Here is a 20,016-nt window from a genome sequence, read left to right as displayed (position 1 = left end):
GGCAACCCGGCTCGCGTGGGGCCGGTCATGGAGCCCGGAACCGTATCGGCACCCGTAGCTTCCCTCGCTTGGGCAGGTGTGGAGCATGGCATGCGAGCGGAAAGATCAGGAAGCATCAGGGCCGCACGCAGATTCCATGCCGAGCGCATCAACACTGTCGTGCAGACCCTCGCGATCCTCGGCGCTGGTGCCTGGGGCGTCTACACCTTCATCTACGAGGCCCGCATCAAGCCGAGCTTGGAGCCGCCGGCCGTGTCGGTCGCGACAAACCTTGTGAAGGCAGGCGAGCGGGACAACTACATCGCAATCCGCTCCACGGTGACCCGTAGGAACGTCGGCCAGGCAGGCGTGCGTTTTCTCGGCCTCGCCTACAATGTGATCGGCATCCGAGCCCAGTTCCGCGACGAGCCCTCCGAAACCACAGGCCTGCCAAGCGATCTTGGCAATACGAACTCCGTGGCTATCGCGCACAACTATACCCTTACCGAGCCTGGAACGGTGCTCCTGCAACAGGGCGTGCTGTTTGCCGGAGCGACTGAAAATGAAGCCGAGGCGTCCGATCTCAACCCGGGCGAGGCCGTCTCACGCGATCTCATCGTCTATGCGGATCGTACCCGATACGACTTCGTGCGCTTCGAGGTGAGCCTCGCTTACGAGAAGGAAGACGATCTACCCATTAAGCTTCGCTTTGAGATGGGACGCGATGGCACGCTGGCCCTCAGGGCCAGAGCCGATTGCCGTGCTGAGCCGAGTTCTTGCACGCGACTCAAGACAACAGATTTTGGCACGGAGTTCTCGCTCTGGGACTGAGCGTCTCAGCATTGGCCTTGGAATGGGCGCTATGGAGCCTCAGCGAAACACCTAAGGGCTATCCGGGGAGCTTCGCCCTCGCTGTTTTGCTTCAATGCAGCACGCTTTCTGCGAGGCAGCAACGAGGCTGATATGGCTCACTGCAGAGTGATCAAAGCGATTAATGGGTCAACCGGCGGCCTTCATTGGCTCACGGATTGGCCGCGAGGAGGCCGAAGAGGTACGCCTTCGGGCTGGCGACCGTGAGAAAAGAGCGAGCGGCCAACGATAGGTCTCGGCTCTCCTTTGGGGAGGCAGACGACCATCGTGGGATGGGCGCGAACGCTAATGCCATATGACGTCTTGGAGACCCTTCATGATGGGCACGGAGGCGTCCACGGCCGAGAGCATAACCCAGAACGCGTCGGCCGCCTTTCGGAAGACCATAAGCCATCGGCTTCGGGCTGTTTGCGCTCATTGCCATGCGGGCGACCCTATCCCATAAGCAAGGGGGCTTGCTGGAGTATGCAGTGTCCGCGGCTGCTGCGAAGATGTAAAAACAGGTCGCCTCCTGCAAAATTTATATTTATGCTTCCCCGGTCGCCGTACTGGTGCGTTTTTCGTTACTGTAATGCTGCTCGGCAGCATACCATTGAGCGTGCGAGACGATGTTTGAGATGCGGCGGCGCGACTTCGGTTCGCTCGTCTGCGGGGCGGCCATCGTCCTACCCCGAAGCTTGCGCGCGCAACAGCCAGCCCGACCTGAGATCGGTTTCCTGAGCAGCCGATCGGCGACAGTCGATGCGACGCTCCTGACCGCGTTCCACAAGGGGCTTGCTGGATTGGGTTTCGTCGAAGGTCGCGACGTGACCATAGCGTATCGCTGGGCGGAGGGCCAATACGACCAGTTGCCGGCGCTCGCCGCTGAACTCGTTGCACGGCCAGTGGCGGTTCTGGTCTCGACTGGCGGCACCGTCGCGGCCCGCGCCGCCAAGGCGGCAACGCAGTCCATTCCCATCGTTTTCACGACTGCCGGCGACCCTGTGGCTGCCGGTCTCGTCGAGAGCCTCGCCCGGCCCGGCGGCAATCTCACCGGCATCACCGCCTCGTTCATCGAAGCGGCTGCTAAGCGGATGGAGCTTCTCCACGAACTCCTGCCCCAAGCGTCCACGATCGGGTTCCTGGTGAACCCGGCCAATCCTGCGGCAATCTCGGAGTCTGACGAGATCCGGGTGGCGGCCGGCACCCTTGGCCAGCGCATCGAGATCGTGAGTGCCATGAATGCGCGCGAGATCGAAGTTGCTTTCGACAGGCTGAAAGCCGTAAGGGCCGATTCACTCCTCGTCGCAGCCGACCCGTTCTTCTTCGCGCGCGCCAATCAGCTTGTCGCCGTCGCCGCCCGGCAGGCAATCCCAACGCTGTACTTCCGTCGTGAATTCGCGGACGCCGGCGGCCTGATCTCCTATGGCTCGAATTTCCCCGAGCTGTTCCGCGTCGTCGGACAGTATGCAGGCCAGATCCTCAGAGGAACTCGACCCGGTGATCTGCCGGTCCAGCGGCCAAGCCGTTTCAAACTGGTGATCAATCTCAGGACCGCGAGCGCGCTTGGTCTGACGATCCCGTCGATACTGACGGCCCGCGCCGACGCGGTGATCGAGTAGGGGCTCGGCAAGTTCCGGGCGATTGTGCCCGAGGCGAGCCGGCGGGACGTCGCTACTTAGCGATGACCGGTGCATTGCGGACGATGCTGTAGACGTCGACGCCTGCCTCGAACCCTTTCAGGGCGCGCGATCCCAGAGGGACAATCTCAATGAGCCCGCTGACACGCCCAGCCAAGACGGCATCAATCAGGATCTGTCCATTCTCCGCGGCTGCGCACAGGCGCGCGGCCAGGTTCACCACAGGGCCGATCGCCGTGTAGTCGAGCCTCGTCTCGTACCCGATCTGCCCGACAGTTGCAGGCCCCATCGCGGCGCCGACGCCAAAACCGACGGCGTAGCCTCGAAGGTGCCACGCTGTCACGAGAGCCTGCACGACATCCTGCATGGCGGTCGCCAGCCGTATGGCCTTCGGGCCCGGCTCTGGGCAAGCAACGGGCGCGTTGACGAGGACCATCAGCCCGTCACCCGCGAAATGTGTAAGGGTGGCGCCGTGCTCGGTAATCACGCGGCCGAGCGCATCGAAATACGCGGCGAGTACCTGCATGACCTCCTCGGGGGCGGTCTTTGCCGAGAAGGGCGTGAAGCCACGCAGATCCCCGAAGATGACCGCGACCTCAACGCGTCGCCCCTCGAGGACGCGGTCGTCCCCGGTCCGGTCAACAAGCTCCGCGACCTGAGGGGCAAGGAAGCGCCGGAGGCGCGCGATGCGCTCCTGCCGCTCCTGCGAGAGGGCAAGCTCACCCGCCATGGCGTTGAAGCGCTGTGCCAGACGGCCGAGCTCGTCCGTTGAGGCGACGGCGATGCGGTGGTCGAAGCGGCCGGCACCGATCTGCTCTGTCCCGTATTCGAGTTGGCGGATCGGGCCCGTCATCCGGCGCGCCAACCAAAACGCGAGGACGCCCGCGAAGGCGGTGCCGAGGAGGAGCAGGGTGGCTGTACGCAACAGCGCCCGATCGATCGGGCCAAACGCTTCGGCCAGGGGCTGGTGCACGATGACGGTCCAGTCGACCTCCGGAACCACCGCCATTGCCGCGACAGCCGCGGCCCCAGAGGTATCCTGGCCGATCGCCGAGCCGCCCTCTGCCCGGATCGCGTCGCGCAGTGTCCGGAGCGGGCGGGCTGCCACAGGATCCCCGCCGCGCAGCACGAGGCTGATATCGGGATGCGCGATCAGCCGGCCCTCCGCGTCCAGCACGTAGGCCTGGCCCGTGCGCCCGATATGGATCGCCGAGATCACATCCCAGATCAATTTGAGGTTGATCTCCGCGATCACGATGCCGGCTGCGGCGCGATTGCCCGCGACCGCGATCGTCATGAATGGTTCGGAGCCGCGATAGAAGGTCACCGGCCCATACCAGACCCGGGCTGCCCGGGCCTTCACAACCGCGACGTCGGCGGAGAGGTCGACAAGGCTGCCCACCCGGTTGAGGCCGACGCGCGAGACGCGCAGGCGCTCCCTTCCGGCGCCGTCGACGAGGGTGAGGCTCACGATCGCGGGCACCTGACGCATGAGCCTCAGGGAATCGAGCCGCTGCCCCTCCTCGGCCTCCGCATTCCAGGAGAGCTGAACCATCCAGCCGAGCTGGTCCCGGATGCCGTCGATGAAGCTCTCGATGCGAGAAGCGGCAGCGCGTGCCTCGACGCCCAGCAGCTCGTTCAGGCGCTCACGCTGGTCCCGATAGCCAAACCACGCCTCCGTGGCCCCACTCCCCACGAGCGGCACCATCACGGCGGCGAACAGCACGAGGAAGTACTTACGCAGGAGTGACTTGCGTAGAAGGGGTCTGCCGGACGGGGTCGGTGAACCGCTCATCGCCAGGGATGCCGATCTGGCTCGGTCCTGGCGATGGCGCACAGCTCGAGGCCGCCTCGCCTGAAGAGGGTATCGCGCCGCCCCATGCCATGGCCTCCCAGCGGCCTGCAACGGTCGGCCAACTATGGCACGGGGCGGTCCCGACGTCAGTGGAGCGTCTGCGGACGGACCATGCGACGAAACCTTGAGGCCATTTCGCAGTGTACGAAAGTCCCGCACATGCCGATGCGGTGAAGCGGTCGGATCCATGCGGGCGCTCCTGTGCGACGCAGATTACGGTCGGCGGTCGAATGCGAGCCGACACCTCTGCGTCTCGGCAAGGAGGGACCGAGCGGAGCCCGACACAACGCTCCGGCTTGCCCGAATCGGATTGGTGAGGCGATCCCGTGGGGCTATGGTACCGATGGGGCGGCGGGTTCCCGAGGCGGACGCTCCGTTGAGCAGGCCCAACGGCGCGCGATCGCCGGTAGCCCGCGCGCCTGAAGATCCGGCCTGGGCCAAGATCCTGATCGGACGATGGGGATCCCATGAGGCGACGCGAGGTCATCCTGTTGCTCGGGGCGGCGGCCTTGTCGCGTCCGGCCCGAGCGCAGCAGGCGGCGATCCCGGTCGTCGGATATCTCGGCCTGGAATCCCCGGAGATCTATGCCAGCCGCCTGCGTGCCTTCCGTGAGGGGTTGGCGGAGGTTGGCTACAGCGAGGACCGCAATGTCGTCATCGCGTTCCGGTGGGCGCAGGGGCGCTACGAGCGGCTGCCCGCGCTCGCGGCGGATCTTGTCGAGCAACGGGTCTCGGTCCTAGCCGCGCCGGGGGGCGCACCCGTGGCACTCGCGGCGAAATCCGCGGCGTCGCATATCCCGATCGTGTTCGAGATGGGGGGCGATCCGGTCGCGCTCGGCGTGGTCGACAGCCTATCGCGGCCGGGCGGGAATCTCACTGGCGTATCCAGCCTGAGCGTCGAAGTCTCGCGCAAGCGGCTCGAATTTTTGCACGAAATCCTGCCCCGCGCGCCTGTTATCGCGGTCGTTGCCAATCCAACCAGCCCCACCGCGGCCCTACAGCTGAGCAACCTTCAAGAGGCGGCAGGCACCATCGGGGTGCAGCTTCAGATCCTGCAGGCCAGCACGGAAGCAGAGTTGGAGGCAATGTTCTCAGATCTGCCACGCCAACGGGCAGGCGGCCTCGTCTTCACCTCAGACCCGTATTTCGCCAATCGCAGCCAGCGGCTCGCGGATCTGACCCTGCGCCACCGCGTCCCGGCGATCACTCAATCCCGCGACTTCCCGCTGGCCGGTGGCCTGATGAGCTACGGGGGCGATTTCACGCAGTCGCACCGTGACGCAGGCATCTATGTCGGACGGATCCTCAAAGGCGACAGCCCCGCCGACCTGCCGGTTCGGCTTGTCACGAAGGTTGAATTGTTCATCAACCTGCAGACCGCCAATGGCCTCGGCATCACCGTTCCGCCCGCGCTGATGATCAGCGCTGATAGGGTGATCGAGTAAACATCTCAGATTTGCTCGACCGTAGCCTCGACCAACTCCACCGCACCGATCTGCAGGCCCCGCAGGACGGCGCCGTCCACCAGATAACCGTGCATACGATTAGCGGTCTCGTCCCCCATGCTGGCGGAGGCCGGAGCCGTCGGCATCGGGCGGAAAAACTTCCGAGATGGCGAACGCGAACGGAAGGTCGCGGAAACCCTCGCAAGCCCCCGACGCCGCGCCTGAGGCTTGTCTCGGATCGCGACCGAAACGCCTGACTGCCTTCGGGGAAGCGGTCAGCGGCCTTGCCGAAGCTCGCCCGGCCGGGCAGGCTTTCAGGCGTGGCTCGGCAGCGGCACGGCGACTGTGACCCGCAAGCCGTCCGGGTCGAAGGCGATGTCGACCCTGGCACCAGCCTGCAGGGTGAGGACCCTGTTGAGAAGTTGCGAGCCGAAGCCCTCGCGGGTCGGCAGCGCGACGGGCGGTCCGTCGTGCTCGTTCCAGGTCCAGCGCAGCACCCGCCCGTCAACGCCATCCTCGACGGACCAGGTCACCTCGACACGCCCGTCCGGGTCAGCGAGCGCCCCGTGGCGGAGGGCGTTCGTGGCAAGCTCGTGCAGGGCCATGCCAACAGGAACCGCCAACTCGGATGCGAGCACGACCGGCGGTCCCTCGAGCGTCGCGCGTTGCCGCCCGGGCTCGTCGTAGGCCCTCAGTTCCGCCGAGACGAGATCCCGGAACGGCACCGCCTGCGTATGGTCCTCGGTGATCAGCGCGTGCGTCTTGGCGAGCGAGGCGATCCGGCCCGTGAAGGCCTGCCGGAACTCGGGAAGGCTCAGGGAGGAGCGCAGGCTCGCGTTGAGCACGGCCTGCACGGTCGCGAGCGTGTTTTTCACGCGGTGGTGGAGCTCGCGCACCAACAGGCTCTGCCGGTCCTCGGAGGCGCGCCGGTCCGTGATGTCGCGCTGCGCCGAGACCCAGCGGGTGATGCGCCCGGCGGAATCCCGCACCGGCGTGATCAGCCACTCGACCATGTAGGTCGTGCCGTCCTTGCGGTAGTTGAGCGCCTCGCCCTGGGCGGGCTCGCCGGCTTCCAGGCTCGCGCGCAGGCTGTCGAGGACGGCCCGGTCCGTGCCGGGGCCCTGCAGCAGGCGCGGCGAGCGCCCGACCACCTCGTGGGCCTTGTAGCCGGTCATGCGGGTGAAGGCGGGGTTGGCATACTCGATGCGCGGTCCGGGCTCATCGAGGTCGGTCGAGGTGATCACGATGGCCTCCCCCGTCGCCTCGACCGCGGCGAGGAGCACTTGCAGGTCAGGCCCGGGCGGCCTTGCTTCGTCCTCGTCCGCCACAATCTTCCCCCGCCCGGCCCCATGCTCGCGAGCCTGCGGTTTAACCTGTGACAGGCGCGCCGGTTGCCGACTTTCGTTGCCGCAACCCGCACGTCCGACGTCCCGCAGGTCTCGTACGCGCGGCTGTCCAGCCCCGGAACGCACGCGCAAACCGCTCCGTTGTCGAGCACGTGGCCTCGAACGGGGCCTCAGGAACGGAAAACGGGATGAGCATTTTCGGGTCGATCATGTCGAAGATCTTCGGCGGCAGCGCCAGCGCCCAGGCGGCGGCCCCACATGCCACGGAGACGCCCAGCGTGTCGGCGGCGGCGCAGGGCTCTGACGGGCCGACCGGCTCGGCCAGCAGCGCGGCCGCTCCCTCGATGAGCGGGGCACCGTCACCGGTCGCCACCGGCCCGTCCGGCACTGGGCAGGCGAGCGTCGACGTCGGCCAAGTGCTGGCGGACCTTGCCTCGAAGAAGGGCCAGGCCCTCGACTACAAGCGCTCCATCGTCGACCTGCTGAAGCTGCTCGATCTCGACAGCAGTTTGCAGGCCCGCAAGCAGCTTGCCGACGAGCTGCACTACACGGGCGACAAGGAGGACTCGGCCACCATGAACGTCTGGCTGCACAAGCAGGTCATCCAGAAGCTCGCCGAGAATGGCGGTAAGGTGCCCGACGACCTCAAGCACGCTTGAGGGCATGCGGCGCCTCGCCGTCGGGACAGTTGGACGGGCGGCGACTTTCCGTCCGTCCTGCTGGGTGCAGAGCGGCTCGGTCGAGCTCGGCTGACACGTGCGCGCTCGCTCGCGCCGAGCGCTGCCGGCGATCGAAGGTCGTGGCGCGCGGCGACACAAACCCGCAACACGGCGCCCATACCGTGGCGCTGCGTTCCAGACGAGCGGGAGGGCATGGCCCAAGATCTCGAGTACAGCCGAACCGTATGGATCACGGACATCGCTCTCGGAGCGATCGTCACGTCCATTTTTCTGACCGCAGGGGCTCTGCTGGCTCCGGGTTGCTGAGAGCAGCACGGCTCGTGGCGGTCGGGCGGGGCTCGGTGTCTTTTCGATCGGCGATCAGTTGATCGTCGCTCCAGCTTTCGGCTCGAGCGTTGCGAACGGGTAATCGCGACAACGATCGTCGTCGAACCTGGGCAGCCGCTAGCAGACACAAAACGGCCGCAAAGTTTCCTGTATTCCGATGCCTGCTCTCTCTGTCCAGACTGAGCGCCCGAAAATATTTCAAGCGATAAGCTAGACAAATATCATGACGTCGATTGTCCGGCTTGCGCTTCTTCGGCCCTATACATTTGTGGTGATGTCGATCCTAATCCTGATCTTTGGAATCATGTCGATCGTCAGGACACCGACCGACATCTTCCCGAGCATCGGCATCCCTGTCATCAGCGTCGTCTGGCAATATTCCGGGCTGCCGCCCGAGGACATGTCGGGCCGCGTCGTGTCCATCTTCGAACGGGCCCTGACGACGACCGTCAACGACATCGAACATATCGAGTCGCAATCGCTCCCCGGCTACGGGATCGTGAAGGTCTATTTCCAACCGAGCGTCGACATCACGGCAGCGCAGGCGCAGGTAACGTCGATCTCGCAGACCATTCTGAAGCAGCTGCCGGCCGGCATCACGCCGCCTTTCATGATCGCGTACAACGCGTCGAGCGTGCCGATCATCCAGCTCGCACTCTCCAGCAGTACCCTCTCGCAGAGCGCCCTCAACGATCTCGCGCAGAACTTCATCCGGCCCGCGCTGAGCACGGTGCCGGGGGCGCAGCTTCCCTCAGCGTATGGCGGCGCGGTGCGGCAGGTTCAGATCGATCTCGATCAATCCGCCCTGCATGCGCACAACCTGTCGGCCGCGGATGTCGGCGCCGCCTTGGCGCGCCAGAACCTGATCACGCCGGCCGGCACGCAGAAAATCGGCTCCTACGAGTGGATTGTGGAACTCAACAACTCGCCGAAGACGGTCGAGGAATTCAACAACCTTCCGATCAAGGTCGTTGATGGAGCGACCGTCTTCATCCGCGACGTCGCCCATGTCCGCAATGGCTCGCCGCCCCAGACCAACGTCGTCCAACTCGACGGCAAGAAGGGCGTGCTGATGTCGATTTTGAAGATCGGCACCGTCTCGACGCTCGACATCATCGCGGAGGTCAAGGCGCGCCTCCCCGCTATCCAGGCCACGCTGCCCGACGGCGTCGACCTGAAATACGTGGCAGACCAGTCCGACTTCGTGAAGGATTCGGTGGTCTCCGTCGTGCGCGAGGGCCTGATCGCCGCTGCGCTCACCGGCCTCATGATCCTAGTGTTCCTCGGCAGCTGGCGCTCGACGCTGATCATCACCCTATCGATCCCGCTCGCCGTACTCTGCGCGATCATCGCGCTCTCGGCGCTCGGCCAGACCATCAACGTGATGACGCTCGGCGGCCTAGCGCTCGCGGTCGGCATTCTCGTCGACGACGCCACCGTGACGATCGAGAACATCAACCGCCATATGGAGGAACTTGGCGAGGACATCGTCACGGCGATCACGCGCGGCGCCCAGGAGATCATGCCGCCGGCCACGATCGCGCTGTTCTGCATCTGCATCGTCTTCGTGCCGCTGCTGGCGCTCGGCGGCGTGGCGGGCTTCCTGTTCCGGCCCTTGGCGATGGCGGTCGTGTTCGCGATGATCGCGTCCTACGCCTTGACCTACACGGTGGTGCCGACGCTCGCCCGTTACCTGCTGGCCAGCCATGCCCACGATCCGGCGGCTCTCGCTTCGGCCAGGGCCAGCCTCTTTTCCCGCTTCCAGCAGCGTTTCGAGCGGAGCTTCGAGAGCCTCAGGCAGAGCTATCTCGGCCTGCTCGGCTTGGCGCTCGCGAACAGCAAGCTGTTCTCGGCGGGCTTCCTCGCCGCTATCCTCCTGTCCTTCGGTTTGCTGCCCTTCCTCGGGACCGATTTCTTCCCCTCGATCGATGCGGGGGCGCTGCGCATCCATATCCGGGCGCCGACCGGGACGCGCATCGAGGAGATGACGGCACTGACCGGACGGGTCGAGGCGCGCGTGCGTGCCCTGATTTCGCCGGAGCGCGTGGCGAGCATCGTCAACAATATCGGTCTGCCGAACAGCGGCATCAACATCTCCTACGGCAATAGCGGCACCATCGGGTCCTTCGATGCCGACATGCTCGTGACTCTTCGCGAGGACGAGACATCCGCTGCCGAGCTCACCCGGTCCCTGCGCGACCGCCTGCCCCGCGACTTTCCCGGAGTGACCTTCTCGTTCCTGCCGGCGGACATGGTCAGCCAGATCCTGAATTTCGGCTCGCCGGCCCCGCTCGCCATCCAGGTCGCCGGCAACAAGACCGAGGACAACCGGGCCTACGCGTACGAACTGCTCTCGCGCATCCGGCACGTGCCGGGCATCGCCGACGCGCGCATCCAGGAGCAATCGAAGGGGCCGGGCCTGAAGGTCGACTTCAACCGCGCATTTGCCGGAGTTGTCCGGCTGACGGAGCGCGATGCGGCTGCGAACATCCAGGCAAGTCTCTCGGGCAGTACCCAGACGGCCCCTACCTACTGGCTCGATCCACGCAACGGCGTCTCGTATCCGGTCTCCGTGCAGATGCCGCAATACGCGATCGACACCCTGGGGGATCTCCGGAACCTCCCGATTACCGCAGAGAATTCGATGCAGTTGCTCGGCGGATTGGCGACCTTCTCGCCCGAGCCGCACAGCGCCGTCGTCACCCACTACAGCGTCGCGCGAACGGTCAACATCCTGGCGGCCACACAGGATCGCGACCTCGGCGGCACGGCGGCCGACGTGCAGCGGATCATCGACGAGACGCGCGCGAGCCTGCCGAAGGGGTCGCGTGTCACCATCCGCGGCCAGGCCGTGACGATGGCCAGCGCCTACCAGCAGCTCCTCACCGGATTGGCGTTCTCGGTCGTGCTCATCTACCTCCTCATCGTCGTGAATTTTCAGTCCTGGCTTGATCCGTTCGTCATCGTCACGGCGCTTCCGGCCGCGCTGGCCGGGATCGTGTGGATGCTGTTCGTCACCGGAACCCACATCTCGGTCCCGGCTCTGACCGGCGCGATCATGTGCATGGGCGTCGCCACGGCAAACTCGATCCTGGTCATCAGCTTCGCGCGCGAGCAGCTCGCCGCCGGCCGCAGCGCGGTCGAGGCGGCGCTGGCGGCGGGGGCGACGCGACTGAGGCCGGTCATCATGACGGCGCTCGCCATGATCATCGGCATGGCCCCGATGGCCATTGAGCCCGGCCAGAACGCACCGCTCGGCCGCGCCGTGATCGGCGGCCTGCTGTTCGCGACGACGGCGACGCTCATCTTCGTGCCGGTGGTGTTCAGCATCGTTCATGGGCGTGCCAGCAGGCGTCGCGACGCGGATCTGACCACAGCCTTCCCCTCGTTCCCCGTTTAAGTTGGCAGCCCATGCATCCCGCCGAGCCTCCCGTCGCAGCGCCCGCGCCCTCGAGCCGCAGCATCGCCCTGTTGCTCACCGGCGCGGCCATCGCTGCAGGCGTCCTCGTCTATTCGGGGGTCACCGGTCGCGCGAGGAGCTTTCAGGAAACGAAAGACTGGACCGAGGCACAGGCGACGCCGACGGTGAGCGTCGTTCAGGCGAAGCGCGGGCCTCAGGCTGAGATCCTGTCCCTGCCAGGCTCCATCAACGCCCTCTCGACCGCCTCCCTCTATGCTCGCGCCAGCGGCTACGTGACGGCCTGGCACGCGGATATCGGCGCGCGCGTTCGCCGGGGCGAGGTGCTCGCGGAGATCTCGGCCCCCGACCTTGACCAGCAGCTCGTCGAGGCGCGGGCCACCGTCGTCCAACTCGAGGCTGCCGTCCAGCAGGCCCAGGCGAATGCCGACATGAGCGAGGCCACCAACCGGCGGACCTCGCGCCTCGTGGCGCAGGGCTGGTCGAGCGAGGAGCGGGGCGATACGGACCGCTTCACCGCCGCGTCGCGTCTCGCGGCGCTGGCGGTCGCCAAGGCCAACCGCGCCGCCCAGCAGGCGGTGGTCGGCCGCCTGGAGGAATTAACGCGATTCAAGGAGATCCGGGCCCCGTTCGACGGCGTGGTGACGGCCCGGACCGTCAATCTTGGAGATCTGCTAACGGCCGGCGGCACGTCGAACCGCCCCCTCTTTCGCGTCTCCGACATCCGTCGCATCCGGGTCTACGTGAACGTTCCGCAGGCTTTCCTTGCCGCGATGAAGCCCGGCCTGAAGGCGACCCTGCGCGTGCCGGGCCAAGATCGGACGGTCTCGACCGAGGTCGTAGCTACGGCAAATTCCGTATCTGAGGAATCCCGCAAGGGCTTGGTCGAGTTGCAGGCTGAGAATCCAAGCGGCGACCTCTGGCCGGGCGCCTTCACCGAGGTGCAGTTCCAGATCCCGTCGAACCCTGACACGTTGCGCATCCCGACGACTGCGCTGATGTTCAACAGAAACGGAACCTTCGTTGCTGAGGTGCAGGCCAGTCACAAGGTCGAGCTGAAGCCAGTGAATCTCGGACGCAATCTCGGGAACGAGGTGGAGATACGAAGCGGCGTTGCGCTGACTTCGCGGCTGATCGACAATCCGCAGGAATTCATCCGGACAGGCGATGTCGTGCGGGTCGCCAACGAAGACAACGCCCAACATACGGCTTCCGCCAATTGATTCTTCGGCAGGATGGGCCGTCGCGATCAGAACGCTAACATGACGACCTCCTCACGGTCGGCTGCCTCACCGGAGCGCGCTTTGCGCCTGTGGGTTTCGGTACTTCGATCCAGCCGGTCGCCGGGTCGGCCAACAACCTTCAGCCGTCCTGCGCGTTCCTTCCCTTTCCCGCCAGCCGCAATGAGCGGTGCGGCCAGGAACTTGAGCGTCTTGGGAACATGGGTGTCTTGGAATGAGGAGGACAGCGTGAAGTTGATCGTGACCGGAATGGAGAATGGCCGAGCCGTTTCCTTCAAGCAGGATTCTGCCGACGCTGCGCTGGAAAAGGCCCAGAAGCTGCAAGGTGAAGGCCTCGATGGGGTCCACATCACGGATATTACGGGGCGGAGCTATGGGCCGCGCGAGTTCGCCGCGTGCTTCGTTCGATCGACATCATAGCTGACTGTTGCACCACGCTTCTTGTCAGCAGGGCGATGCAGGCAGCAAAAAGGGCTGGGATTGACCCAGCCCTGCCCTGAGAGGCGATGAGAATCTGCGGCTCAGCGTGCGCTAGCGCCGCTAGACGTGCCACCTGCTGCGCCGGCTCCGCTGTGACCGGCCGCTCCACCTGCACCGCTGCCTGCTCCCATCGAACCGGCACCTCCTGTCGAAGGCTGGGTGGTGATTGTTGAGCCTGTCGTCGCGCCCTTACGCGCGGTGTCGGCGGCAGACGAGCTGGTCGTGGACCCACCCGTGACGTTGCCGCCAGAGCCGTTGCCGCCTGGAGCACCTTGTGCCCACGCAGCCCCGGACAGTGACAGGACGAGCGAGGCGGCGGCCGCTGCTGTGATCAAGCGCATGGATTGTTTCCTTATGAGCGTTTCCGAGGAGGATGAACCACTGGGGCGTTCAAAAGGTTCGATGCTTTCCTGGCCTTTGCCGAAGGAAGCCACTACCCGAACATCGACGCCCTCGGCAGGAATGGCTCTTGCCGGGGTGGGCTGTGCCGCTTCGGCCGGCATGGTCGGGCGCGTTCAGCTCGCCTGAGCGGAGGGCGGCTCTTGAGCCGCCCCTTCTTGATGCCTGAGGGTAGGCTGAACTAGGGCGCCTCGATCATCGCCCGGATGCGCGCTGCCATGACATCGACGGCGAACGGCTTGGTCAGCACCGCCATACCAGGCGCGAGATGACCGTTGCCCACCGCCGCGTTCTCGGCATAACCGGTGATGAACAGCACCTTCAGGCCCGGCCGTCGCTCTCGGCCGGCATCCGCCATCTGCCGGCCATTCATGCCGCCTGGCAGACCGACGTCGGTGACCAGCAGGTCGATCCGCACATCCGACTGCATCACCTTCAGCCCTGCCGCACTGTCGGCGGCCTCGATCGCGGTGTAGCCAAGGTCCTCTAGGATATCGGTCACCAGCATCCGCACGGTGGGCTCATCGTCGACCACCAGGACCGTTTCGCCCTGCTCGGCCCGCGACAGGGCTGCTTGCCTGGCAGGCTGCTCCTCATCTTCGGTTTCCCCATAGTGGCGAGGAAGATAGATGCACACCGTCGTGCCATTGGCGACCTCGGAGTAGATCCGCACCTGTCCGCCGGATTGCTTGGCGAAGCCGTAAATCATTGAGAGGCCGAGGCCTGTGCCCTCGCCGATCGGCTTGGTCGTGAAGAACGGATCGAAGGCCTTGGCAATCACATCGGGCGTCATGCCTGTGCCGGTGTCGGTCACACAGAGCGACAGGTACTGGCCTTCGGGCATGTCATGCTGGCGGGCAGCCCGTGCATCGAGCCATTTGTTGGCGGTCTCGATGGTGATGCGGCCGCCGTCGGGCATTGCGTCACGGGCGTTGATGCACAGGTTCAGCAGCGCATTCTCCAGTTGAGACGGATCAACCAGCGCCGGCCACAGCCCGGAAAAACCGACGGTTTCGACGGCGATGGCGGGCCCGACCGTGCGCTGGATCAACTCCTGCATGCCCGCGATCAACCGGTTCACATCGATCGGCTTGGGGTCCAGCGTCTGACGGCGGGAGAACGCCAGCAGGCGATGCGTCAGGGCAGCCGCCCGCTTCGCGGCGCCCTGGGCGGCGGTCATATAACGATCCACGTCGGTGAGACGGCCCTGCTGCATCCGGGTGTGCATCAGCTCCAGCGAACCGGAAATCCCGGCGAGCAGGTTGTTGAAGTCGTGGGCCAGACCGCCCGTCAGCTGACCCACCGCCTCCATTTTTTGGGACTGGCGCAGGGCTTCCTGAGCCTGGACCAGCTCGGCCTGGGCGCGCAGCCGCTCGGTAACGTCCGTCACAAACTGATAGCAGCCGGTGACCTCGCCCTGGTCGTCGTGCAGGGTGCGGTAGTTGATCTCATAGGAAGGGCGCGCCCGTTCAGGGTCACCGTAATCCTCGATGATGGTGACCTCTTCCCCCGCCAAACCCCGACTCCAGCCGGCGCGGACCTGGGCCTGGTGTTCCGGGCGATCGGCGAGCAGATCGAGGATGTTTTCGCCAACCTTGGGACGGATGCCGTAAACGCGATCGAACTCGTCAACGTTGGCCTTGTTGATGGCCAGGATGTTGAAGCCGAGATCCACCGCCATCACCATGACATCGGTTTTCTCAACGATCGTGGCGAGAAGATTGCGCTCCGTCGTGCGCTCAACGACCTGCTGCTCCAGCGTCGTGTTCAGAATGCGGAGCGCTTCTTCCATGCGCTTCCGCTCGGAGATGTCACTGAAGAAGACCGCGACCCTGCGCGCCGCCGGATCGCCGACGCGCAGGGCACGCACGTCGAACCAGCGCCCGAACACCTCAGCACTGTTCTCGAAGTGGATCGGTTCACCGGTGAGCGCGACGCGCCCGTAACGGTCGAACCAGTGCTGTTCGAGATTGGGGGCGAACTCGCTGACCCAGCCGCCCACCACGTTGGCGCCGGTCTGCCGTTCAAAGGCGGGGTTGGCTTCGAGAATGCGGTAGTCGATGGCCTGGTTCGCCGCATCGAACTTCATCTCGATGATGCAGAACCCGACATCAATGGCCTCAAACAGGGTCCGGTAGCGGCCCTCGCTTTCCTCCAGAGCAGCCCGCGAGCGGACCTGCTCAGTCACCTCGTAGCCGCCGACAAAGATGCCGGTGACAGCGCCTGCCTCATCGCGGACGGGCTGGTAGAGGAAGTCGAGGTAGCGCTCCCGGTCTTCGCCGGCGAGGCGGATCGGCAAGGTGCGGGCCGCGAACGCCTCAGCGGTTGAATAGACCTGGTCGAGGATCTCGTAGAACCCCTGATCGGCCAGCTCCGGAAAGACTTCGCGAACGGTGCGTCCGAGGTAATCCCGTTGCCCAGCAACCGTGATGTAGGCGTCGTTGACGTACTCGAAGATGTGGCCCGGGTCGCGCAGCACCGCCACAAACCCGGGCATCTGCTGCAGCAGCGCTTGTTGGCGCTGGCGTTCCGACGCGGCCCGGCGCTCGGCCAGGATCTGGCGCGTGGTTTCAGTGCAGGCACAGAACAGGCCGATGATCGAAGCGTCGTCCCCGGGCACGGGGGTGTAAGAGAACGCAAAGTGGGCTTCTTCCGGGTAGCCGTTGCGATGCAGGGTGAGCTGGAGATCGTCCATGTGCACGGGATCCCCCGCAAACACGCGATCCATCAGCGCTCCCACCTCGTCTCGGACTTCGGGCCAGACCTCGAAGAACGGGCGACCGAGGGCTGCCGGGTGTCGTGCGCCCAGCATGGGCACGTAAGTACCATTGTAGACCAGAGTGCGGTCAGTGCCCCAGGCGATGAACATCGGCTGGCGCGAATTGAGCATGACCCGGATGAGGGTCACGAGCGACGGGGGCCATCGCTCCTGAGGCCCAAGGGAAGTGGCCGACCAGTCATGGTCACGCATGAGGGCGCCCATGGCGCCGCCGCCGGCAAAGAGTGATGCGTCCGATGCCATGGAATCAGACGGAGCCCTGGGCCGGGACGATATGTCGGAAGGGCGTGGCGATCATGCCCGGCACTAGCACAGGACGAGATCTCGGTGTTCATCCTCATGGTCGCAAGGCCTTGGCGCTGCCTCGGCGTTGAGCCATTGATGGTTCGCTCTGGGTGGATGGAACCTCAAGCCGAGCCCGAAATCGGCCAAGACTTGTCGGGAAAGCATGGCGGATCATCAATCCTTGGCAAAACGGTGCTCGGTGATCCTGACAGACGCAAAGGCGCCACGCCTGCGATCCATCGGAACGTGTCAGCGCGCTGATGCACGAATGGGCAGGGCGCGCTGAGTGTGCCGGGAGAGGCTGGCTGCCAGCGCGCCGGCCCCCTACTTGTCGAACAGCGCCTGCAGTGCCGCACGGTCCTTGCTCGCGGGCAACGCGATGAGGGTGAGGATCCGGGCCTTGTCCGGGGTGAGGTCGTCCGCGAAGACGGCACCCGCCTTCAGCAGCGTGTTGCCACCCCCTTTGAAGCCGTACACCGGCAGAGCGCGGCCATTGTAGACCTTCGTGGCCACGATCACCGGCACGCCCTTGGCAATCACGTCCACAATCGCGTCGTGCATCTCCGCATTCATGTTGCCCCAGCCATACGCTTCGACCACGATAGCCTCGGCTCCGGTCGCGGCAGCATGGCGAACCTGGCTGCCGTCGGCCCCCGCATACATCGATACGAGATCAACCCTTGGCATGCGCTCCGGCAGCGGCAGAGTCTGACGCCGTAGCGATTTGCGGCTGAAGATGACCCGGTCCTCGTCCACGTAGCCGAGGAAGCCGGCGTCGCCCGAGTTGAAGGTCTCGACGTTGCTCGTATGGGTCTTACGCACCTCACGCGCCGCGTTGATGTGGTGATTGAGCGTCACCGTTACGCCCGCTCCGGTCGATCCATCCGCGAGGATCTGACGCGCCGCGTTGAGGAGGTTGCGCGAGCCGTCTGCATCCCAGTCGGATGCGTTGCGCTGGGCGCCCACGAGGACAACCGGCTTCTCGCTCTTCAACGTCAAGTCGAGGAAGTAGGCGGTCTGGTCGAGGGTGTCGGTGCCGTGAAGGACGATGGCACCGCGAATTTCGGGATCGGCCAGGATCTCGTCGATCTTGCGCGACAGAGCGGGCCAGCGGTCCGGCCCCATGTAATCACTCGGGACGTTGCTGAACTCCGTCACCTTGATGGTGGCGATGTCCTTCAGCTTCGGCACGGCTGAGACGAGATCCTCGCCCGAGAGTGCGGGCACGGGTGCATGGGTGGTCGGGTCGAGTTTCATCGCGATGGTGCCGCCGGTTGCAACCACGGCAATCTTGGGCGGTTCAGCGGCCTGTGCGTGGGCCCCCAGCAGGGCGAACCCCACCAAACCCAGCCGTGTTTGTCTCAGGATCGAGCCTGCCATCATGGCCATTCCTCACATTACCTCAGCCCTTCGATGCGGGGCTTTGAGGCCGAGCCTATGGCTGGATGAGGCGGTCTGCTCTGTCCAGCCCTGTTGGCGCAGGATTGCGCACCGGATGGGTTGTGCAAGCTTCCCGGTCGCCTGCGGCATCACACTGGACTGGTGCCTGTTCGCTCTGGGTATGCCGCTGCTGAACCGGATCGGGACTGGTTCAAGAAGTCTTCAGGTCCATTCAAAATAGACCGTGAGCGCATGAACCATCCGAAGTGAACCAGCCCGATCTTCGCCCGCTGAGACGCAACGCATAACGGCCGACCGGCTGTCCCTGGTCTCGGGAGGGCGTAGTTCCCGCTCTCGCCTGCGCCTTCTGTGGTAAACTCAGTCTCAGTCCGCATCCGCCGCCGAGCAGATGGAGGGCATACCGATGCGTTTCAATTGCAATGCCCATGGCGATTGGGTCGTCGACCCGGACGAACTCGCACGCAAGCTCGGCATCTCGTGTGAGCAGTTGAAGACCGAGACGATGCTGGGGCTCGTCCAGACACGCGTCGTGGCGGGCCGCGGTGCAGATAAGGGCCGGTCGCAGGTCACGGTCCGGTGCCGGGAGGCCGCCTGGCAGGGCGTTTTCGACTGCGCCGGATATCTGATCAATGAATGTCGCATGTCGCCGGACAGCGTGTCGGGGGACATCGTTCACTAGGACGCGCTGTCGAGGAGGGGCCCCATGCCTGCGGATGCCAGCCGAACGGGTCTCGCGCAGACTGCACTCGACGCCTACCTTCGCGCGGAAGGGGCCGCCCGGCGTGGGGTGGATGGTGCTCCCATCTGTGAGATCGTCGACCTGATCACCGATTTGCTCCTGCTCGCTCAGCAGAGGGGCTGCGATCCGGTCTCGGTCGTCCGCAAGGCAGAGAAGCACGTGCTCGCGGAGACCAGATAGCGCTACTGGGGGATCAGACCGGCTCAGAGTTTCGCTCAGCGTGGCGCTGGGCGGGCTTTTCTGGATCTCGGCACTTAGGTCCGGCCTGAAGCTGCCGGCCGTCCACGGTCACGCTGTGCTCACCGAGCCCATCGTCGCGTGCGATCTGTCACCGCCATCTCGCGGCAACAGGTCCATGCTCTCCCGGTGATAGGGGGATTTGGGAGGCTGTCATGCAGCTCATCCAGCACCCGCATTCCGGCACGACCGCCATCGGACTTCTCGGGGCCGCTCTCCTCCTGACCGTCGGCACGTTTACGGTTTCGGGGGCGATGTGCCTGCACGACCTAGCGGCGCGCGAAATTGCAGCGTCGCTTCAGCCTCTGAACGCGGAATAGAGATCGGACCCTGTGGGGTCGCCGTCGCTCTTTGCTGCCGAGCGTCATCCCGATCAGCGAAACGGCCAAGCTATTGCCGCATCTGTCTCCGAAAGATGCGGCGATGATGCGCGGACGGAAACGAGGCTCGCCGAGCAGGGCGACGGTGGTTCTAGCTGCTGTGGCGCTGTGCCTGATTGCAGCTCTGGTGCTCGTCTCGCGGGCCAAGACGGAGTCTCAGGTCCGGAGCATCGAACAGTTTGCAGTCAGCGTTGCGAAGTGAACGGGCTGGCGTATTGTGGAATGAGAACCACAGCCCCACGACTCCCGGCATGCCTCAAATCTCAGGCTGCAGGCCCATATCCTGGCCAGTTAGTTCAGCCCAATCCACAATTGCGAGCCCTGACCCGTGATCAAGGCCGCGCCCCGGGCATACAACGCGGTGTGGTCGATGCCGACACCACCGGACGCTCACAGCGCAACGTACGCCGACTTTGCCGACGTGTCGGCGCGCCGGAACAGAATGGGCGAGCTGATCAGCGCCTCCGCCATCCAATTCGGCGCTATCGTCACGATGCCGTCGCTAGTGGCTACAGTGCGGACGTCAGACGCCCACT

Annotated in this window: 14 protein-coding genes; 10 read left to right on the top strand and 4 right to left on the bottom strand. The window is 65.1% G+C overall.

All coding sequences use genetic code 11. The features are described from left to right. Positions 1 to 90 precede the first annotated feature (90 nt). Positions 91 to 810: a hypothetical protein gene (locus F6X53_RS25465; RefSeq protein ID WP_151003586.1), complete on the top strand. Its 720-nt coding sequence runs from the start codon at positions 91 to 93 to the stop codon at positions 808 to 810. A gap of 656 nt (positions 811 to 1,466) precedes the next feature. Continuing rightward, positions 1,467 to 2,450: an ABC transporter substrate-binding protein gene (locus tag F6X53_RS25460; protein ID WP_191970998.1), complete on the top strand. Its 984-nt coding sequence runs from the start codon at positions 1,467 to 1,469 to the stop codon at positions 2,448 to 2,450. Positions 2,451 to 2,502: 52 nt separating this feature from the next. Here F6X53_RS25460 and F6X53_RS25455 read toward each other — a convergent pair whose 3' ends face one another. Further along, positions 2,503 to 4,263, bottom strand: coding sequence for a HAMP domain-containing protein (locus F6X53_RS25455; protein ID WP_151003618.1), 1,761 nt, complete (start codon positions 4,261 to 4,263; stop codon positions 2,503 to 2,505). A 527-nt stretch (positions 4,264 to 4,790) separates the two neighbouring features. Between F6X53_RS25455 and F6X53_RS25450 the strand changes: the two genes are divergently transcribed. Continuing rightward, complete coding sequence (locus tag F6X53_RS25450) at positions 4,791 to 5,768, top strand: ABC transporter substrate-binding protein (protein ID WP_151003582.1); 978 nt, start codon at positions 4,791 to 4,793, stop codon at positions 5,766 to 5,768. Positions 5,769 to 6,082: 314 nt separating this feature from the next. Here the strand turns inward: F6X53_RS25450 and F6X53_RS25440 are convergent, their stop codons facing one another. Further along, positions 6,083 to 7,051, bottom strand: coding sequence for an HWE histidine kinase domain-containing protein (locus F6X53_RS25440; protein ID WP_238296432.1), 969 nt, complete (start codon positions 7,049 to 7,051; stop codon positions 6,083 to 6,085). A gap of 251 nt (positions 7,052 to 7,302) precedes the next feature. On the opposite strand from F6X53_RS25440, the gene F6X53_RS25435 reads away from it, so the two are divergent. From F6X53_RS25435 to F6X53_RS25420, 4 genes are all read left to right on the top strand, one after another. Continuing rightward, positions 7,303 to 7,773 carry a DUF3597 domain-containing protein gene (locus F6X53_RS25435; protein WP_151003576.1) on the top strand — a complete coding sequence of 157 codons (471 nt, stop codon included), beginning with the start codon at positions 7,303 to 7,305 and terminating at the stop codon, positions 7,771 to 7,773. A 571-nt stretch (positions 7,774 to 8,344) separates the two neighbouring features. Continuing rightward, complete coding sequence (locus F6X53_RS25430; RefSeq protein ID WP_151003574.1) at positions 8,345 to 11,521, top strand: efflux RND transporter permease subunit; 3,177 nt, start codon at positions 8,345 to 8,347, stop codon at positions 11,519 to 11,521. A 185-nt stretch (positions 11,522 to 11,706) separates the two neighbouring features. Continuing rightward, entirely contained in the window at positions 11,707 to 12,762 is a 1,056-nt protein-coding gene (locus F6X53_RS25425; RefSeq protein WP_238296430.1) for an efflux RND transporter periplasmic adaptor subunit, read from the top strand. A 246-nt stretch (positions 12,763 to 13,008) separates the two neighbouring features. Next, positions 13,009 to 13,200, top strand: coding sequence for a hypothetical protein (locus F6X53_RS25420; protein ID WP_151003570.1), 192 nt, complete (start codon positions 13,009 to 13,011; stop codon positions 13,198 to 13,200). A 640-nt stretch (positions 13,201 to 13,840) separates the two neighbouring features. On the opposite strand, the gene F6X53_RS25410 is transcribed toward F6X53_RS25420, so the two are convergent. Next, a complete protein-coding gene (locus F6X53_RS25410; RefSeq protein WP_210386413.1) occupies positions 13,841 to 16,681 on the bottom strand; it encodes a PAS domain-containing protein in 2,841 nt (946 codons plus the stop codon). A 366-nt stretch (positions 16,682 to 17,047) separates the two neighbouring features. Then, positions 17,048 to 18,112: an asparaginase gene (locus F6X53_RS25405; protein ID WP_373875901.1), complete on the bottom strand. Its 1,065-nt coding sequence runs from the start codon at positions 18,110 to 18,112 to the stop codon at positions 17,048 to 17,050. Positions 18,113 to 18,527: 415 nt separating this feature from the next. Here F6X53_RS25405 and F6X53_RS25400 point away from each other — a divergent pair, with 415 nt between their 5' ends. From F6X53_RS25400 to F6X53_RS32675, 3 genes are all read left to right on the top strand, one after another. Next, on the top strand, positions 18,528 to 18,803 hold the full coding sequence (locus F6X53_RS25400) for a DUF6522 family protein (RefSeq protein WP_151003566.1): 276 nt from the start codon (positions 18,528 to 18,530) through the stop codon (positions 18,801 to 18,803). A 24-nt stretch (positions 18,804 to 18,827) separates the two neighbouring features. Continuing rightward, on the top strand, positions 18,828 to 19,043 hold the full coding sequence (locus F6X53_RS25395) for a hypothetical protein (protein WP_151003564.1): 216 nt from the start codon (positions 18,828 to 18,830) through the stop codon (positions 19,041 to 19,043). A 212-nt stretch (positions 19,044 to 19,255) separates the two neighbouring features. After that, positions 19,256 to 19,420: a hypothetical protein gene (locus F6X53_RS32675; RefSeq protein ID WP_191970997.1), complete on the top strand. Its 165-nt coding sequence runs from the start codon at positions 19,256 to 19,258 to the stop codon at positions 19,418 to 19,420. Positions 19,421 to 20,016: the final 596 nt, after the last annotated feature.

The organism is Methylobacterium soli, from assembly GCF_008806385.1.
Lineage (GTDB): Bacteria > Pseudomonadota > Alphaproteobacteria > Rhizobiales > Beijerinckiaceae > Methylobacterium > Methylobacterium soli.
This window is presented reverse-complemented; position numbering and strand designations above follow the sequence as displayed.

Coding starts and splice junctions, on each gene's coding strand:
- F6X53_RS25465 (WP_151003586.1), top strand. CDS start 91: ATGCGAGCGGAAAGATCAGGAAGCATCAGGGCCGCACGCAGATTCCAT.
- F6X53_RS25460 (WP_191970998.1), top strand. CDS start 1,467: ATGCGGCGGCGCGACTTCGGTTCGCTCGTCTGCGGGGCGGCCATCGTC.
- F6X53_RS25455 (WP_151003618.1), bottom strand. CDS start 4,263: ATGAGCGGTTCACCGACCCCGTCCGGCAGACCCCTTCTACGCAAGTCA.
- F6X53_RS25450 (WP_151003582.1), top strand. CDS start 4,791: ATGAGGCGACGCGAGGTCATCCTGTTGCTCGGGGCGGCGGCCTTGTCG.
- F6X53_RS25435 (WP_151003576.1), top strand. CDS start 7,303: ATGAGCATTTTCGGGTCGATCATGTCGAAGATCTTCGGCGGCAGCGCC.
- F6X53_RS25430 (WP_151003574.1), top strand. CDS start 8,345: ATGACGTCGATTGTCCGGCTTGCGCTTCTTCGGCCCTATACATTTGTG.
- F6X53_RS25410 (WP_210386413.1), bottom strand. CDS start 16,681: ATGGCATCGGACGCATCACTCTTTGCCGGCGGCGGCGCCATGGGCGCC.
- F6X53_RS25405 (WP_373875901.1), bottom strand. CDS start 18,112: ATGGCCATGATGGCAGGCTCGATCCTGAGACAAACACGGCTGGGTTTG.
- F6X53_RS25400 (WP_151003566.1), top strand. CDS start 18,528: ATGCGTTTCAATTGCAATGCCCATGGCGATTGGGTCGTCGACCCGGAC.
- F6X53_RS25395 (WP_151003564.1), top strand. CDS start 18,828: ATGCCTGCGGATGCCAGCCGAACGGGTCTCGCGCAGACTGCACTCGAC.
- F6X53_RS32675 (WP_191970997.1), top strand. CDS start 19,256: ATGCAGCTCATCCAGCACCCGCATTCCGGCACGACCGCCATCGGACTT.